The organism is Providencia sp. PROV272 (assembly GCF_049901975.1).
In the GTDB taxonomy this organism is placed as follows: domain Bacteria; phylum Pseudomonadota; class Gammaproteobacteria; order Enterobacterales; family Enterobacteriaceae; genus Providencia; species Providencia stuartii.
In genome coordinates this window covers 1,946,657-1,962,618 of record NZ_CP096291.1, presented here as the reverse complement: position 1 = coordinate 1,962,618, position 15,962 = coordinate 1,946,657, and the positions used below count along the sequence as shown (strand labels likewise).

At 41.0% G+C, this 15,962-nt stretch carries 15 protein-coding genes; 9 read left to right on the top strand and 6 right to left on the bottom strand.

What is annotated here, in order from left to right; genetic code table 11:
* The first annotated feature begins 82 nt into the window (after positions 1–82).
* Positions 83–925, top strand: a complete 843-nt coding sequence (locus tag M1E93_RS08840) for an MBL fold metallo-hydrolase (protein WP_014656144.1) — start codon at positions 83–85, stop codon at positions 923–925.
* A 149-nt stretch (positions 926–1,074) separates the two neighbouring features.
* Here M1E93_RS08840 and M1E93_RS08835 read toward each other — a convergent pair whose 3' ends face one another.
* The 5 genes from M1E93_RS08835 to icd all read right to left on the bottom strand — a co-directional run bounded on the left by M1E93_RS08835 (position 1,075) and on the right by icd (position 5,774).
* A complete protein-coding gene (locus tag M1E93_RS08835) occupies positions 1,075–1,464 on the bottom strand; it encodes a nuclear transport factor 2 family protein (protein ID WP_004920765.1) in 390 nt (129 codons plus the stop codon).
* 311 nt (positions 1,465–1,775) lie between these two features.
* Positions 1,776–2,417 carry a type A chloramphenicol O-acetyltransferase gene (gene catA / locus M1E93_RS08830; RefSeq protein ID WP_104873538.1) on the bottom strand — a complete coding sequence of 214 codons (642 nt, stop codon included), beginning with the start codon at positions 2,415–2,417 and terminating at the stop codon, positions 1,776–1,778.
* A gap of 142 nt (positions 2,418–2,559) precedes the next feature.
* A protein-coding gene (locus M1E93_RS08825) for an IS3 family transposase (protein WP_104873539.1) occupies positions 2,560–3,737 on the bottom strand; the annotation gives its coding sequence in 2 pieces (ribosomal slippage) (positions 2,560–3,479 and positions 3,479–3,737; 1,179 coding nt in all).
* A 246-nt stretch (positions 3,738–3,983) separates the two neighbouring features.
* Positions 3,984–4,259 carry a hypothetical protein gene (locus M1E93_RS08820; protein ID WP_104873540.1) on the bottom strand — a complete coding sequence of 92 codons (276 nt, stop codon included), beginning with the start codon at positions 4,257–4,259 and terminating at the stop codon, positions 3,984–3,986.
* 261 nt (positions 4,260–4,520) lie between these two features.
* The gene (gene icd, locus M1E93_RS08815; RefSeq protein ID WP_004920773.1) at positions 4,521–5,774 is read right to left on the bottom strand and encodes an NADP-dependent isocitrate dehydrogenase; all 1,254 of its coding nucleotides are present in this window, start codon (positions 5,772–5,774) and stop codon (positions 4,521–4,523) included.
* 804 nt (positions 5,775–6,578) lie between these two features.
* Between icd and rluE the strand changes: the two genes are divergently transcribed.
* The 8 genes from rluE (at position 6,579) to M1E93_RS08775 (ending at position 14,559) form a co-directional block, all read left to right on the top strand.
* Positions 6,579–7,253 carry a 23S rRNA pseudouridine(2457) synthase RluE gene (gene rluE, locus M1E93_RS08810; protein ID WP_014656147.1) on the top strand — a complete coding sequence of 225 codons (675 nt, stop codon included), beginning with the start codon at positions 6,579–6,581 and terminating at the stop codon, positions 7,251–7,253.
* Complete coding sequence (locus M1E93_RS08805) at positions 7,246–7,695, top strand: NUDIX domain-containing protein (RefSeq protein ID WP_072502355.1); 450 nt, start codon at positions 7,246–7,248, stop codon at positions 7,693–7,695. The genes rluE and M1E93_RS08805 overlap by 8 nt, the downstream gene beginning before the upstream one ends.
* A 181-nt stretch (positions 7,696–7,876) precedes the next feature.
* The gene (gene mnmA / locus M1E93_RS08800) at positions 7,877–8,980 is read left to right on the top strand and encodes a tRNA 2-thiouridine(34) synthase MnmA (RefSeq protein ID WP_004920779.1); all 1,104 of its coding nucleotides are present in this window, start codon (positions 7,877–7,879) and stop codon (positions 8,978–8,980) included.
* 2 nt (positions 8,981–8,982) lie between these two features.
* Positions 8,983–9,615, top strand: coding sequence for a high frequency lysogenization protein HflD (hflD, locus tag M1E93_RS08795; protein ID WP_004920781.1), 633 nt, complete (start codon positions 8,983–8,985; stop codon positions 9,613–9,615).
* 18 nt (positions 9,616–9,633) lie between these two features.
* A complete protein-coding gene (gene purB, locus M1E93_RS08790) occupies positions 9,634–11,004 on the top strand; it encodes an adenylosuccinate lyase (RefSeq protein ID WP_104873541.1) in 1,371 nt (456 codons plus the stop codon).
* A gap of 210 nt (positions 11,005–11,214) precedes the next feature.
* Entirely contained in the window at positions 11,215–11,889 is a 675-nt protein-coding gene (phoP, locus tag M1E93_RS08785) for a two-component system response regulator PhoP (RefSeq protein ID WP_004920785.1), read from the top strand.
* A 1-nt stretch (position 11,890) separates the two neighbouring features.
* Positions 11,891–13,348 (top strand): two-component system sensor histidine kinase PhoQ, encoded by a 1,458-nt coding sequence (gene phoQ / locus M1E93_RS08780; RefSeq protein WP_169342236.1) that lies wholly within the window; start codon positions 11,891–11,893, stop codon positions 13,346–13,348.
* A gap of 86 nt (positions 13,349–13,434) precedes the next feature.
* On the top strand, positions 13,435–14,559 hold the full coding sequence (locus M1E93_RS08775) for a cupin domain-containing protein (protein ID WP_036940747.1): 1,125 nt from the start codon (positions 13,435–13,437) through the stop codon (positions 14,557–14,559).
* Between the two features lie 67 nt (positions 14,560–14,626).
* Here M1E93_RS08775 and pepT read toward each other — a convergent pair whose 3' ends face one another.
* The gene (pepT, locus tag M1E93_RS08770) at positions 14,627–15,859 is read right to left on the bottom strand and encodes a peptidase T (protein ID WP_004920791.1); all 1,233 of its coding nucleotides are present in this window, start codon (positions 15,857–15,859) and stop codon (positions 14,627–14,629) included.
* Positions 15,860–15,962 lie beyond the last annotated feature (103 nt).

Genomic DNA, 15,962 nt, shown 5'->3' with positions numbered 1-15,962 from the left:
TTTTTAATTGGATATTCATTGCTTTTTGTCTGATATAACAGTAAGACTAATTAGCTATTCACCAATTAAATAATGAGTAAAAATGACAATAAAAATATCTGTACTTGTTGATAACAATACCCTTATCGATAGCTACTTTTGTGGTGAGCCAGGTGTTTGCTACCATATCGAAGCTGATGGCCATAAAATTCTTTTTGACACTGGTTACTCCGATATTTTTATCGATAACGCACACACATTAGGGATAGACCTTGCTACGATCACTGATTTAGCCCTGTCTCACGGACATAACGACCATACATGGGGACTAAATCATTTAATACAGCACTACGATAGACGTAATTGCTATTTTCCACAAAAGATCCGCTTGATTTACCATCCAGATGCACTTCTTCCAAAGCAATTTGACACCAAAGTGATTGGTGCCAATATACCTAAAGATGTATTAAAGGCTTATTTTGATAACTATGAAACAGATAAGCCGTTTTACCTTTCCGACAATGTTATATTCTTAGGGCAGATCCCGAGAAATAATACTTTTGAAGGGAAAGAACCTATTGGAACGACGATTAATGCAGACCATCAAACTATTGATGACTATGTTTGGGACGATAGTGCATTGGCAATAAAAACCACGGAAGGGTTGATTATAGTTACCGGATGTTCGCATTCAGGTATTTGCAATATTGTTGAATATGCAAAACAAGTGACAAAAATAGATAAGATAGTGACAGTCATCGGCGGTTTCCATTTACAAGAAGCCTCTGATGAGGTTTTAAATCAAACTGGGCACTATTTTAGCCAACTTAATGTCGATCAAATACATCCCTGCCATTGTACGGATTTAGCGGCTAAAATTCATCTTTCCAAGTTTGCAGCCATTAAAGAAGTTGGCGTTGGATTAGTGTTAACTTACCCTTCATAATTAAATCAAATTGAGTGACGATAAAAATCTTTTTCGTCACTCTTTATGTTTTTCAGCGAAATAACAGTAAAAAAGTCACCATTGCAACATGGCGTTAACATGATTGACTTATTTTCAATGTTTTTAGTAAATTAATGATAGTGCTATAATTAAACTCGAGAGCCAAGGTCACCATCTGCTTTTTCACCAGCAATCATGCGTGTTAATTCTTCACAACGCACGATTTTCCCTTCAGATAAATGGAAGCAGGCAAATACTTCAAATTCACTGACATCGCCGCTCTTTTTCTCAGCATGTGCAATATGTTGGGTATGTACACAGTCTTGCCCTTCGGCAATGGATTTTATGGTAATACTAATATTATTCGTGGCCTCTTTTAATACCTTAAGATGCGCAACAAATTCTTCATAATTAATTTTTTTACCGTCGACAATTTGTATGTAGTTTGGCGAAAAATATTGTTCAATCACTTCCACTGAACCAATCTCTTTGCCAAGCACATCCGTTAGAGCTTGTTCAACAAATTTTATCTTATTCATTCTTCATCCCATTTAGTTTATATATCATGATTTGATAGATATCTTGGCATCGACGTATTATTTCAAGCTTACCTTTAAAAAATTATCATAAAATGCCTAGAAACAGATAAAAAGTGCGAACAAAAGCCGACAAAAAATATTTTATTGTTTATGGTTTTTAGCCTTTTGCGGAAGGATGATATAATAATTCGTCTCACACATTTATTTGAGGGTAAACAGTCGGTTCTATGACCGCCATTGCAGATAAGTTAACTCAAAACATAATAAAACAGGGCTTCACTAGATATGAAACCCTTTAATTTAACCTGAGCTTATTTAAATTTACTGTTACACAACTCTTGTAGCCGATTAATAAAGCGTGCAACATGGAAGCCATCACAAACTGCATGATGAACCTGTACTGAGAGCGGCAATAACAGTCTATCCCCTTCTTGCTGATATTTTGCCATTGTTATAATGGGTGCAAAATAATCGGTAAAATTAGCAACATTTAAATTAAAGCTATCAAAATTAACCCAAGGTAATGCTGAAATATTTAAATGATTTTCTGGTGTTACCCCTTGAGGAAATAACTTGGTATCACTTTTATAACGTTCCATTACCGATAAATAATTCACCATAAATTGATCAATATCGGATGAGTATGGGCAACTCAGTGCTGAAAATGTCTCTGTTTCTTGATGGAATACGGTGAATTGTGGGTCGACTGAATCCCATACGATCAATTCATCATCTTTTATCGCCATTCTCAACTCATCAAATTGATTCACGGCCTGAGCAATCAGATAGATCATTACCGGATAAAACTTATACGCTGAATCATCCAATGACTTTTTTAACGTCGTGATATCAATTTTGCTTGTTAAGCTAAAACCACATGGTAAACGATGCCGATAAAACTCAAAATGCTCACGGCGAACCCAATTTTTTACATCAAATTTTGTATAGTTCATAACATATCCCTTCTGAATTTTTATTTACTAAATGACTTTAATCAGAAGGGCATTCTCTCTGTCTGGATGGATGGATGGATGGATGGATGGATGGATGGATGGATGGATGGATGGATAACATATTCCCTCCACTTTGTAGTGGTCAACTAAAATTGGCCACTGTTTTAGAGTTTTCCCAATATAATCGTTCTGACTCATTGGGAGTTAGACCACCGTTATACTGATGTGGCCTGAGTTGACAGTAATATCCAATGATGTAGCGAGTGATCTCTTGTTGAGCCTCAGCAAAGCTACGATAACCCACCGTTGGCACCCATTCCGTTTTCAGACTTCTAAAGAAGCGCTCCATCGGCGCATTATCCCAGCAATTTCCTCGGCGCGATAAACTCTGCTTTATTTGAAAACGCCACAATAATTGGCGGTATTTACGACTGGTATAGTGACTACCTTGATCGCTGTGGAACATGACACCTTTAGGCTTACCACGAGACTCATAAGCCATCGAAAGAGCTTTGCCTGTTAGCCTAGAATCAGGTGATAACGACATCGACCAACCAATCACTTTGCGGGCAAAAAGATCGATAACAACCGCTAAATACATCCACCGATTACCTGTCCAAATATACGTAACATCGCCAGCCCAGACTTCATTTGGCGCAGTAACCGCAAACTGACGACCTAAGTGATTTGGAACTTCAATATGTTCTTGTGAAGCTTTTCGGTAACGATGTCTTGGTACTTGGCAACTCACTAACCCAAGCGTTCTCATAAGCTTTGTCGCTCGGTATCGGCTCAGATTTACACCCTGATTTGTGACTATATCTGCAATGGTTCTCGCACCCGCAGAGCCATTGCTTGCGGCATGAGCCTCACTGACCAAGCTGCGCAGTTTTACTGTTTCAGCATTAATTACCGTTGGGCGTTTAAGCCAATAGTGATAACTACTTCGATGAACATTGAAGACTTCGCATAATGTTTTTACGCTGTAGCTCTGCTTGAGTTTCTTGATTATCAAGAATTGTTCAGTGAGTCCGACATCAACAGAGCCGTGGCTTTTTTTAATATTTCATTATGCTCTTCAAGGCGAGCCAACTTCTTTTTTAATTCCCGAATTTCTATTTGTTCAGGGGTCATCGGTGAAGCTTTAGGTGTTTTTCCTTGGCGCTCTTCTCTGAGCTGGCGAACCCATTTATCCATAGTGGACTTGCCCACATTCATGGCTTGGGCTGCTTCAGTCACTGAGTAGTTTTGGTCTAGGACTAACTGCGCTGCTTCTAACTTAAATTCTGCGCTAAATAGTCGTCTTGTACGTTTTGTCATAGTGTCACCTGTTAACTTATGAGGTGATGATATCACCTCTAACTAAGTGACCAAATTCACTATGCCACTACACTTTTAGCTCAAAATACGATAGGTAATAATAATAGCAAAATTCTGCACAAACACTAAACCCTAACTAAAAACATCCATCATATTTCTAGCATGTCTAAATGATCCCGTCATTTTTATCGCTGTTGCTCACGATAATCAGCTACATTTCCCGAGTAATTCGCCTTAAGAAGCGGGTTATCTGTAGCAAAAGAGAATATAAATTGTTACTACCAATACGATAAGAATAACTATACTAAAAATTATCAAGGTCATCCTTTCTTCATTATCAATCTGTTTTGCTATTACCTCTGGCTTCTCTATTTTCTCCATTTCACGTTGATACTTTGTTACTGAGTGCTTCTTTGCTTCCCTGCTTTTATCAAACAGTGACAAAATAATAACCGGAAGGATAAGGACCAGAGCAATAAAACCGATAATGATTGAGAATGTAATAACAATTAGCCCATCCATAAAACTCCTGTTATTAATATGTTATTGTATTACTTTTATACCAATACAAACCAACAAATATTTTTATATCTTCCCCATATATTTTTTCTAAGCTCTTCAATACTAGGTCTATCACTTTTGTCTTTTGGTAAATTAATTATGGTAGAAATAATATAATACCTACCTTAAGGCAGGTAACCCAAAAAAAACAATCAAATTAATTTAAGGCAACAAAAAACGGGAGCCATTACGCTCCCGTTATTAATTATATTACGCAACAAATTACATATGGCTAATAATTGCGTCGCCGAACTCGCTACATTTCAGTAGTTTAGCGCCGTCCATCAGACGTTCGAAGTCATAAGTTACGGTCTTAGCTTCGATTGCGCCTTCCATACCTTTAACGATTAGGTCAGCCGCTTCAGTCCAGCCCATGTGACGTAACATCATCTCTGCGGAAAGAATAATTGAACCTGGGTTCACTTTATCCTGACCTGCATACTTAGGTGCTGTACCATGTGTTGCTTCAAACAGTGCACATTCTGAACCAATGTTTGCACCTGGAGCGATACCGATACCACCAACTTGTGCCGCCAATGCATCAGAAATATAGTCACCATTTAGGTTCATACATGCGATAACATCATATTCCGCTGGGCGCAGAAGAATTTGTTGTAAGAACGCATCAGCAATCACATCTTTGATAATGATGTCTTTGCCATTTTTTGGATTCTTAATTTTCACCCATGGGCCGCCATCAAGTAGCTCACCACCGAACTCTTCTAATGCCAGTTGGTAACCCCAATCTTTAAAGGCACCTTCAGTGAACTTCATAATGTTGCCTTTATGAACCAAAGTCACTGAATCACGACCGTTATCGATAGCATATTCAATCGCAGCACGAACTAGACGTTTTGTTCCTTCTTCTGAGCAAGGTTTAACGCCAATACCACAATTTTCTGGGAAACGGATCTTAGTTACACCCATTTCATTTTTCAGGAAATTAATGACTTTATCTGCTTCTGCGCTACCTGCTTTCCATTCAATACCCGCATAGATATCTTCTGAGTTTTCGCGGAAGATAACCATATCAGTGAGTTCAGGTTGCTTAACAGGACTTGGCGTACCTTTATAGTAACGCACAGGGCGTAGACAGATATAGAGGTCGAGTTGTTGACGTAGCGCTACGTTCAAAGAACGAATACCACCGCCAACTGGGGTTGTCAGAGGGCCTTTAATTGAAACACGGTAATCACGGATTAAATCGAGAGTTTCTTGCGGTAACCAAACATCTTTACCATAAACTTGAGTAGATTTTTCGCCGGTATAGATTTCCATCCAAGAAATCTTGCGCTCGCCGTTGTAGGCTTTTTTAACTGCTGCATCAACCACTTTCAACATCGCTGGCGTCACATCAACACCAATACCATCACCTTCGATGTAAGGAATGATCGGGTTGTTCGGAACATTCAGTTTGCCTTTAGCATCAATGGTAATTTTAGCGCCTTCTGCCGGAACTACTACTTTGCTTTCCATTAACCTCTCCTTTCACTTGCGCATTTGCTTGTTAATTTTTTGTAAGAGACCTGTCAATACTACTTCAAACTTTCTCTAACGCCAATGGTTAGTCGTTCAAGGTTTTATGCGGATCGCATTAAACGTACTGACTGACTCACATTTTTTGTTGATTTAGTTAACACATTTCCCATTAAATCAACAAGGTACGATAAAAGCCTAATCTTAAAGAAATTACGTAACCAAGATGTTGCTTCGATGATTTAGTGAATAAATGAATAGTTGTTGAAAAAAGAGACTATTTGCAGTTTATCTTAAATGCTATTAAGAAAAATTCGTTTTGCTCACATAAACTAGGTTTATTAAAGCAATTTATCATTGTAAATTAATAGGTTTTAACAGATTTAATGATTTTAAAGTTTTTTATTATATTATTTGTTTTTTTTAATTAATAACCACTGATAAAAATAATCTCTATTATTCTTCTATTAAGTTTATCAATAAGATAAGCTCATGCGCCTTAGATGTATAAAATTAACATCTCTAGATAGAGATACAACTTTAAATATAAAAATTATTCTCAAGCTTAATAAATAATAAACTATCTCCGTCTCCTTATACTTTTATATCTTTCATTTTGAACTTTTTTAAATGCCCTCTTTAAATGACATTTTTTATCTTCTCTTTGTGATTGACAATAAACCTCATCTCCCTCCTTGCTCTTTTGTGTCATTTTTCTTAAAAATCAACTACACTGAAAGCTCAGCCAACATTTTGTTGGCCTGTTTTTATCAATATTTAGTTAATCTGTTAAAATGGATTCTCATGTCTACATCGAATTATAAAGCTAGACCACCAGCCAGTAAGAAAGCGCCGCGCAAGTTTGGGTCAAAAGCCACCTCTGAGCATTTTCGTTCTTCATTGTCATCTCGGACTCAATCTAAGCCCCTTACGTCGCGTAAAGTGATCTTATTTAATAAACCTTTCGATGTATTACCGCAGTTTACCGATGAGCAAGGCCGAGATACCCTAAAAAAATATATTCCAATAACCGATGTTTATGCGGCTGGCAGGTTAGATCGTGACAGCGAAGGATTACTCATTTTGACTAATGATGGGAAATTACAAGCGCGTTTAACACAACCGCAAAAAAACACTAATAAAGTCTATTATGCGCAAGTTGAAGGTATCCCTGATGACGCGGCTCTTGTGAAATTTCGCCAAGGTCTGACTCTTAAAGATGGTCCGACACGCCCTGCTGGTATAGAACGAGTCAATGAACCTGATTGGTTATGGCCGAGAACCCCACCAATTCGTGAACGTAAGAACATCCCGACTAGCTGGCTAAAAATCACACTTAGTGAAGGAAGAAATCGTCAAGTTAGGCGCATGACGGCGCATATTGGTTATCCGACTTTGCGGCTAATTCGCTATCAAATTGGTGAGTATACTCTTAATAATTTAGCACCTGGTGAATGGAAGGAGATCACTCTTGTTTAAACCTCATGTTACTGTCGCAACGATTGTCCATGCGAAGGATAAGTTTTTGGTTGTTGAAGAATGGGTTAATGGCAAACCGACGTGGAACCAACCCGCAGGTCACCTAGAAGCAGATGAAACACTATTAGCCGCTGCTGAACGTGAATTATTCGAAGAAACGGGCATTAAAGGGCGACCGCAAAAACTGCTTAAAATTCACCAATGGATAGCTCCCGATAACACCCCCTTTATTCGCTTTCTCTTTGCATTGGAACTGCCTGAGCGTTGTGATACCCAGCCACAAGATAGCGATATCACTTGCTGCCATTGGGTGAGCGCGCAGGATATTTTGAACAGTGATTGCTTGCGTTCACCGCTTGTCGCCGAAAGCATACGTTGTTTTCTCGAAGGCACTCAATATCCACTTGATGTGTTATCCGCATTTGGGGAGCACTTTGGCTGATTCATGTTGTGTCACAACAAGGCTGGCTCTAAGCGCTAACAGATACTTATCGTTTGCGGGTATGCCAATACCCATTTCGAGCAGAAATCATGATTAGAATATTCCCCCTGCTAACGCTGGCGTAACAAGGGTACAACATGGTAAAGTATGGGGCTTAATTTTTCCGCAGTGAGAGTATTCCATGTCAGATAACAGCCAAAAAAAAGTCATCGTCGGTATGTCCGGAGGTGTAGACTCATCCGTTTCAGCTTATTTGCTTCAACAGCAAGGGTATCAGGTTGTTGGTCTGTTCATGAAAAACTGGGAAGAGGATGATGACGAAGAGTATTGTTCCGCCGCGACCGATCTTGCTGATGCACAATCTGTTTGCGATAAATTAGGCATTGAACTTCATACCATTAATTTTGCAGCAGAATATTGGGATAATGTGTTTGAACACTTTTTGTCCGAGTACAAAGCAGGCCGTACGCCAAATCCTGATATTTTGTGTAACAAAGAGATCAAATTCAAAGCCTTCCTTGAATTTGCCGCAGAAGATCTCGGTGCCGACTATATCGCAACGGGCCATTATGTGCGCCGCCGCGATGTGAATGGTAAAAGCCAATTGCTTCGAGGCTTAGATAACAATAAAGACCAAAGCTATTTTCTCTATACCCTCAGCTATGCGCAAATTGCTAAAAGCCTATTCCCTGTTGGTGAATTAGAGAAACCAGAAGTCCGCCGTATTGCAGAAGAAGTCGGTTTAGTCACCGCAAAGAAAAAAGACTCTACGGGGATTTGCTTTATTGGTGAGCGTAAATTCCGTGATTTCCTTGGGCGCTATTTACCTGCACAACCAGGCCCTATTGTGACCGTTGATGGTGAAACCATTGGTCAACACGAAGGTTTGATGTACCACACGCTAGGCCAACGTAAAGGGCTGGGTATTGGTGGTATGAAAGAAGGCTCGGATGAACCTTGGTACGTTGTCGATAAAGACGTTGAAAATAATCGCCTAATTGTTGCACAAGGGCATGAACATCCTCGTCTGATGTCAACAGGTTTGATCGCCCAACAATTAGATTGGGTCGACAGAGAGCCTTTAACACAAACATTACGTTGTGCTGTCAAAACCCGCTATCGTCAAGCTGACATCCCCTGTACTGTCACGCCACTTAATGACGGGAAAGTTGAAGTTATTTTTGATTACCCTGTTGCAGCAGTGACTCCAGGTCAATCAGCCGTATTTTACCTTGATGAAGTGTGTCTAGGTGGCGGTATTATCGAATCTCGTATTCAGGAGTAGTTGTGGCTAAAAATTATCGCGATATTACACTTGCGCTCGCGGGCATCTGCCAAGCCAGTTACATGGTTCAAAAACTTGCACAAGAAGGTAGTTGTAACGACCATGATCTTGAAGTCATGGTCAATAGCTTAACCAACATGAATCCATCTTCCACCATCGATGTTTATGGGAATGACCCTGTCAACCTAAAAACAGGTCTTGGTGCGATGCTTGGCATGCTATCTGGCGGCAATAACGCAAGCGCATTATCCGCTGAAGTGACCCGCTATATGCTCAGTATTATCGTACTAGAACGCCGCCTCAATAAGAATCAACAAGCTATGGATAAGCTCGGGCAACGAATCGAACAGTTTGAGCGTCAAGCAAGCTATTTTGACCCTATGTCTGACGGTGTTTTTAACGCATTAGCGGGGATCTACGTGGATGTAATTAGTCCACTAGGCCCTCGGATTCAAGTGACTGGCTCCCCTGATATTTTAAAAAATTCACTGGTTCAAGCGAAAGTCAGAACACTTTTGCTCAGTGGTATCCGTAGTGCTGTACTCTGGCAGCAAGTTGGGGGAAGTCGTCTGCAATTAATGTTTTCCCGAAGCCGTCTGAGTAATCAGGCGAAAGAAATTCTGTCTCACTTTTAAAATTTGGAGTTGCTACCAATGGAATTATCCTCACTGACCGCTGTATCCCCGATTGACGGCCGTTACGGTGATAAAGTCAGCGCACTACGCACTATTTTTAGTGAGTTTGGCTTACTGAAATTTCGCGTGCAAGTTGAAGTTCGCTGGCTACAAAAACTGGCGGCAACCGCTCAAATCAAAGAAGTTCCATCATTTGATGATGACGCAAACGCTTACCTAGATGCAATTGTTGCGAACTTCAGCGAAAAAGATGCTATGCGCATTAAAGAGATCGAGCGTACAACTAACCATGATGTGAAAGCCGTCGAGTACTTTCTAAAAGAAAAAGTGGCGCAGGTACCTGCATTACACGCTGTTTCTGAATTTATTCACTTTGCCTGTACTTCTGAAGACATTAACAACTTATCTCATGCGCTGATGCTAAAAACAGCGCGAGAAGAAGTGCTACTGCCACAATGGCGTCAAATTATTGACAAAGTTAAAGCAATGGCTCAGGAATATCGTCACCTACCTTTGCTGTCACGTACCCATGGTCAACCGGCAACACCGTCAACAATCGGTAAAGAGTTTGCGAACGTTGCTTACCGTATGGAGCGCCAATACCATCAGTTAGAGCAAGTTGAGATCTTAGGTAAAATTAATGGTGCGGTTGGTAACTATAATGCGCATATCGCAGCTTACCCAGAAGTTAACTGGCACGAGTTTAGCGAAACATTTGTCACTTCTTTAGGTATTACTTGGAACCCATTCACCACGCAAATCGAGCCGCATGATTATATTGCCGAGCTGTTCGATTGTGTCGCACGCTTTAATACCATTGTGTTAGATTTTGACCGTGATATCTGGGGCTACATTGCACTGAATCACTTCAAACAAAAAACCATTGCTGGTGAAATTGGTTCTTCAACCATGCCACATAAGGTTAACCCTATTGATTTTGAGAACTCAGAGGGTAACTTAGGTTTAGCGAATGCAGTATTGGGCCATTTAGCGAGCAAACTGCCGGTTTCACGTTGGCAACGTGACCTGACTGACTCGACTGTATTGCGTAATCTGGGGGTTGGTCTTGGCTATTCGCTAATCGCTTATCAATCTACCCTAAAAGGTTTAAATAAATTAGAAGTTAATGAGCAACACCTGCTCGATGAATTAGACCAAAACTGGGAAGTACTTGCTGAGCCTATTCAGACCGTTATGCGCCGTTATGGCATTGAAAAACCTTATGAGAAGCTTAAAGAGCTTACTCGCGGTAAACGCGTCACGGCTGAAGGCATGCAGCAATTTATCGACGGACTTGCCCTTCCAGAAGAAGAAAAAACGCGCTTGAAAGGGATGACGCCAGCTAATTACATTGGTTACGCTGTCACTTTTATTGATGAGTTAAAATAATTTTCACCTTTTTAAGTCCTCTCTCTAAGCAAAAGTAGGCAGGAAATATCCCGCCTACTTTTACTGTTTCTGCCCATATCTTGGGTTTGTTTGCCTTTGGTTTACTTAATCACTTGTTGTAAAGCGCTTATCTTTTTACCATAGAGCTTCTAATGCTATTCTTGTTGCAATAATATCGAGCAATTCTCTCTTTTTAATGTGAGGTTTTAGATGCGTATTCTTATCGTTGAAGACAATGCTCTTCTTCGTCACCACCTAACGGTTCAACTCAAAGAGCTTGGTCATCAAGTCGATGCAGCCGAAGACGCTAAAGAAGCTGACTATTTTTTACGTGAAAGCTGTCCCGATATTGCGATGGTCGACCTAGGGTTACCTGATGAAGATGGTTTATCTATGATCAAGCGCTGGCGCAGTACACAAATCAACATTCCTGTACTGGTACTAACTGCACGTGAAAGTTGGCAAGAAAAGGTCCAAGCGCTCAATAGTGGTGCAGATGATTATGTTACTAAGCCTTTTCATCTTGAAGAGCTGGTTGCACGTATGCAAGCTCTGATGCGCAGAAATAGTGGCCTCGCCTCTCAGGTATTAGAATTAGATGGCTTCGTCATTGATTTATCAAGAAAAGAGTTCACGGTAAATGGTGAACCCGTTAAATTAACCGCTTTTGAATACACGATTATTGAAACTTTGCTACGTAACAATGGGAAAGTGGTTAGCAAAGATTCGTTGATGCGCCAGCTCTACCCTGATGCTGAGCTACGTGAAAGCCATACAATTGATGTGTTAATGGGCCGTTTACGTAAAAAAATACAGCAGTTTCATGCTAATGACGTGATAGTGACTGTCCGTGGGCAAGGCTATCGTTTTGATGTGAATGGCTAATATGCGGCTAAAGAAATTTAAATTTAAGCCTTTATCCCTGAGGGCACGCTTTTTGTGTGCGACCTCAGCGGTGATCCTCGCCCTAACGCTCTCCTATGGTATTGTCGCCATATTAGGCTATTTAATTAGTTTTGATAAAACGACCTATACCTTGTTACGTAGTCAAAGCAATCTTATTTATAGTTTAGTGCAGTGGCAAAATAACAAAATTGATATTCGCGTACCGCCTAATTTCACCTTAAATAATCCAACGTTAATCATAATATACAATGAAAACGGGCAGGTTCTATGGCGCCAACGGGAAATGCCTAACGTCGAAAACCTCATTCGCCGTGATTGGTTAAAAAAAGAAGGGTTGTATGAAATTGACACTGATATCGGTGAAACTCGCCTGTTGTTACAAAACAACCCTGAATTTAACAGTAAACTTGATGATATGAACCATAATGACGAGCCGCTAACCCACTCAGTGTCCGTCAATCAATATGGTGCGACAGAAAATCTCCCACCGCTGACTATTGTGGTCGTTGATACATTGCCTCAGGACTTACAAAAAACGGGGTTAGTCTGGGAATGGTTTGGCTATGTACTGCTTGCTAATCTTATTTTAGTGATCCCTCTACTTTGGCTCGCCGCTTATTGGAGCTTGCGCCCCATTAAATCGCTCGTTTCACAAATTAGTAGCCTAGAAAAAGGTGAACGCGAGATGTTGGATGAAAATCCACCTTATGAGTTGCGTGGCTTGGTTCGAAACTTAAATAATTTGCTGACTAACGAGCGTAAGCGTTATAGCAAATATCGCACCACGCTTTCTGATTTAACCCATAGCCTAAAAACCCCTCTTGCCGTTTTACAGTCCACTTTGCGCTCACTAAGAACAGGTAAACAGATGACGATTGAGCAAGCAGAGCCTGTGATGCTTGAGCAAATTGGTCGTATTTCTCAACAAGTGGGTTATTACTTGCATCGGGCTTCTGCTCAAGGTGACAATAACCTTATGTTGCGCGAGATATCCTCAGTTCCCTCTTTGCTCGATAGTCTTGCTAGCGCCTTACATAAGGTTTATCAAAATAAAGGTGTCTCGATTACCGTTGATATTTCGCCTGAAGTGACTTGGCTAGGCCAGCCGAATGACTTTATGGAAGTGATGGGCAACATAATGGAAAACGCCTGTAAGTACTGCCTTGAGTTCGTCGAAGTGACCGCCCGTGTTGGGGATGACCATTTGGTGATCACTGTCGATGATGATGGCCCCGGTGTACCCGAAAGCCAACGTAACCTTATTTTTGCGCGGGGGCAACGTGTTGATACCTTAAGGCCCGGTCAAGGCCTTGGCTTATCTATCGCCGTTGAAATTATTGACCAATATGATGGCGATATTACGATCAGTGACAGCCCGCTCGGTGGTGCACGAGTGGAAGTAACTTTTCGTCGGCAAGAAGTGAATCAAGATAATTAATCTGTGATCATCGCGCTTGTTTAACCCCTGCTATGGCGGCAAATTCAGGTATACTATCAATAGATATGTTAACGCAGGACAATAAGATGGATTATAAACTGAATCTTGACTGGCAGAGTTTTCTGGATAGTCATTGGCAGAAACGCCCTTTACTCATTAAAAATGGTTTTACACGTTTTATTGATCCTATCTCGCCTGATGAACTCGCGGGACTGGCGATGGAAGATGAGGTTGACAGCCGTTTAGTCAGCCATAAAGAAGGGTTATGGGAAGTTGCTCATGGTCCTTTTGAAAGTTATGACCACTTAGGCGAAGAGAATTGGTCTATCCTAGTACAAGCCGTTGACCATTGGCATCATCCCAGCGCGGCGTTGATGAAACCCTTTAGAGTCTTGTCTGACTGGCGAATGGATGACTTAATGATCTCCTACTCTGTTCCTGGCGGCGGTGTCGGCCCACATTTAGACCAATATGATGTTTTTATCATTCAAGGTGAAGGTCGTAGGCGTTGGCGCGTTGGTGAAAAAGTGCCGATGAAACAACACTGCCCTCACCCTGATCTTCTGCAAGTGCAACCATTCGATGCCATTATTGATGAAGAGATGGAGCCGGGGGATATTCTGTATATTCCACCTGGGTTCCCACATGAAGGTTACGCCATTGAGCCTTCTCTCAACTACTCTGTTGGCTTCCGTGCACCGAATACCCGTGAGCTTATTAGTAGCTTTGCGGATTATTTGATTTCCAATGATTTGGGGAGCTACCGCTATAGTGACCCTGACCTCTCATTCCGAGATAACCCAGCTGAAATCTTGCAGGGCGAACAAATCAAGTTACGTGAAATGATGGAGTCCATGCTCCACGACCCTGAGCTTTTCCGTAAATGGCTCGGTGAATTTATTTCACAATCACGCCATGAGCTAGACCTTGCACCGCCAGAGCCGCCTTATGAGCAAGATGAGGTGTACGATCTGCTTAAAACACAGCAAGAGACCTTGTATAAACTCAATGGCCTCAGGGCATTACGTGTCGGCGATCAATTCTTTGTTAATGGTGAATGCTTAGAAACGACTTGTTATGCTGCGGCAGATAGCCTATGCCGTTATGACGCGGTGAATGCTCAGCAGCTTGGTGATGCAATTGATGACGTGAATTTCATTGCGTTAATGACTGCGCTCATCAATAGTGGTTATTGGTACTTTGATGACTAATCAATAATATCATTCTGCACCTTATGGTGAATTCATAAGGTGCAGACTCTTAGCCTACGCCTACGGTTTAATTGCGCGCACGTTCAGCCGTCAACTCAACAATACGCATTATCACGCTTACAGCCTGCTCCATACCCTCTTGGGTAATAAATTCATGCTTACTATGAAAGTTATAGCCACCCGTAAAAATATTCGGGCAAGGTAGGCCTCGGTATGACAGTTGAGCGCCATCGGTTCCACCACGAATCGGCTTCACGATAGGTTCAATACCGCAATCTCTCATGGCTTGGTGAGCTATTTCAATAACATGTGGATGTTTCATTACCTCTTTATGCATATTGTAATAGCTATCATCGATAGTCAGTTCAATGTAGCAGCTTGGGTGTAATCCCTGCCCTACTTTTTCTGCAATACGGATAATATTTTTCTTACGCTCTTCAAATTTTTGGCTATCAAAGTCACGAATAATATAGTTCATTTCTGTTTTTTCAACTGTCCCCTTCATGGAGTTCAGGTGATAAAAACCTTCGTAACCATCGGTATTTTCCGGTGTTTCTTCTCTCGGTAATTCAGCGTGAATACGGTTTGCCAGTGTTAACGCATTCACCATCACCCCTTTTGCCGTACCTGGGTGTACATTATTACCCACGATTTTTATCGCTACATTCGCGGCATTAAAGTTTTCATACTCGAGTTCACCGACCGCCCCCCCATCAACGGTATAAGCCCAGCGTGCGTCAAAGACATTTAAATCAATATATTGAGCACCACGCCCTATCTCTTCATCAGGAGTAAAGGCAAGACAAATTTTACCATGTGGCACATTATTGGCCTTTAAACGCACAAATGCGGTTATTATCTCTGCTATACCTGCTTTATCATCCGCACCAAGTAAGGTTTTACCATCTGTCATGATCAATGTTTTGCCGATCATCTCATGCAATACAGGAAACATCACTGGAGATAGCACCTCATCACCAATGCCTAAAGCAATATCACCACCTCGATAATTTTCTAAAATCTGGGGGGAAACATGTTTACCAGAGCAATCCGGGGAAGTGTCTAAATGTGAAATAAAACCAATAGTAGGAACATCCCAATCAACATTCGCAGATAAACAAGCGGTCACACACCCCTGTTCTGAAAGAGCGACATCTTCAAAACCGAGCTCTCTTAGTTCCTTGACCAGTGCACGAGCAAATTTTAGCTGGCCTGTGCTACTAGGTATTGTTTTAGCATTTAATTTTGATTGTGTATCAAAAGCAGTATATTCAAAAAACCGCTCTAAAAGTTTGTCCATACGTAATTCCCCCAAGTATCAATAAGATTATTATGAGAAAGAACGTATGAACAATTCTTGTTTTAAATCACCTTTGGGGCTAATGGTGGCTTATTTCCGATAA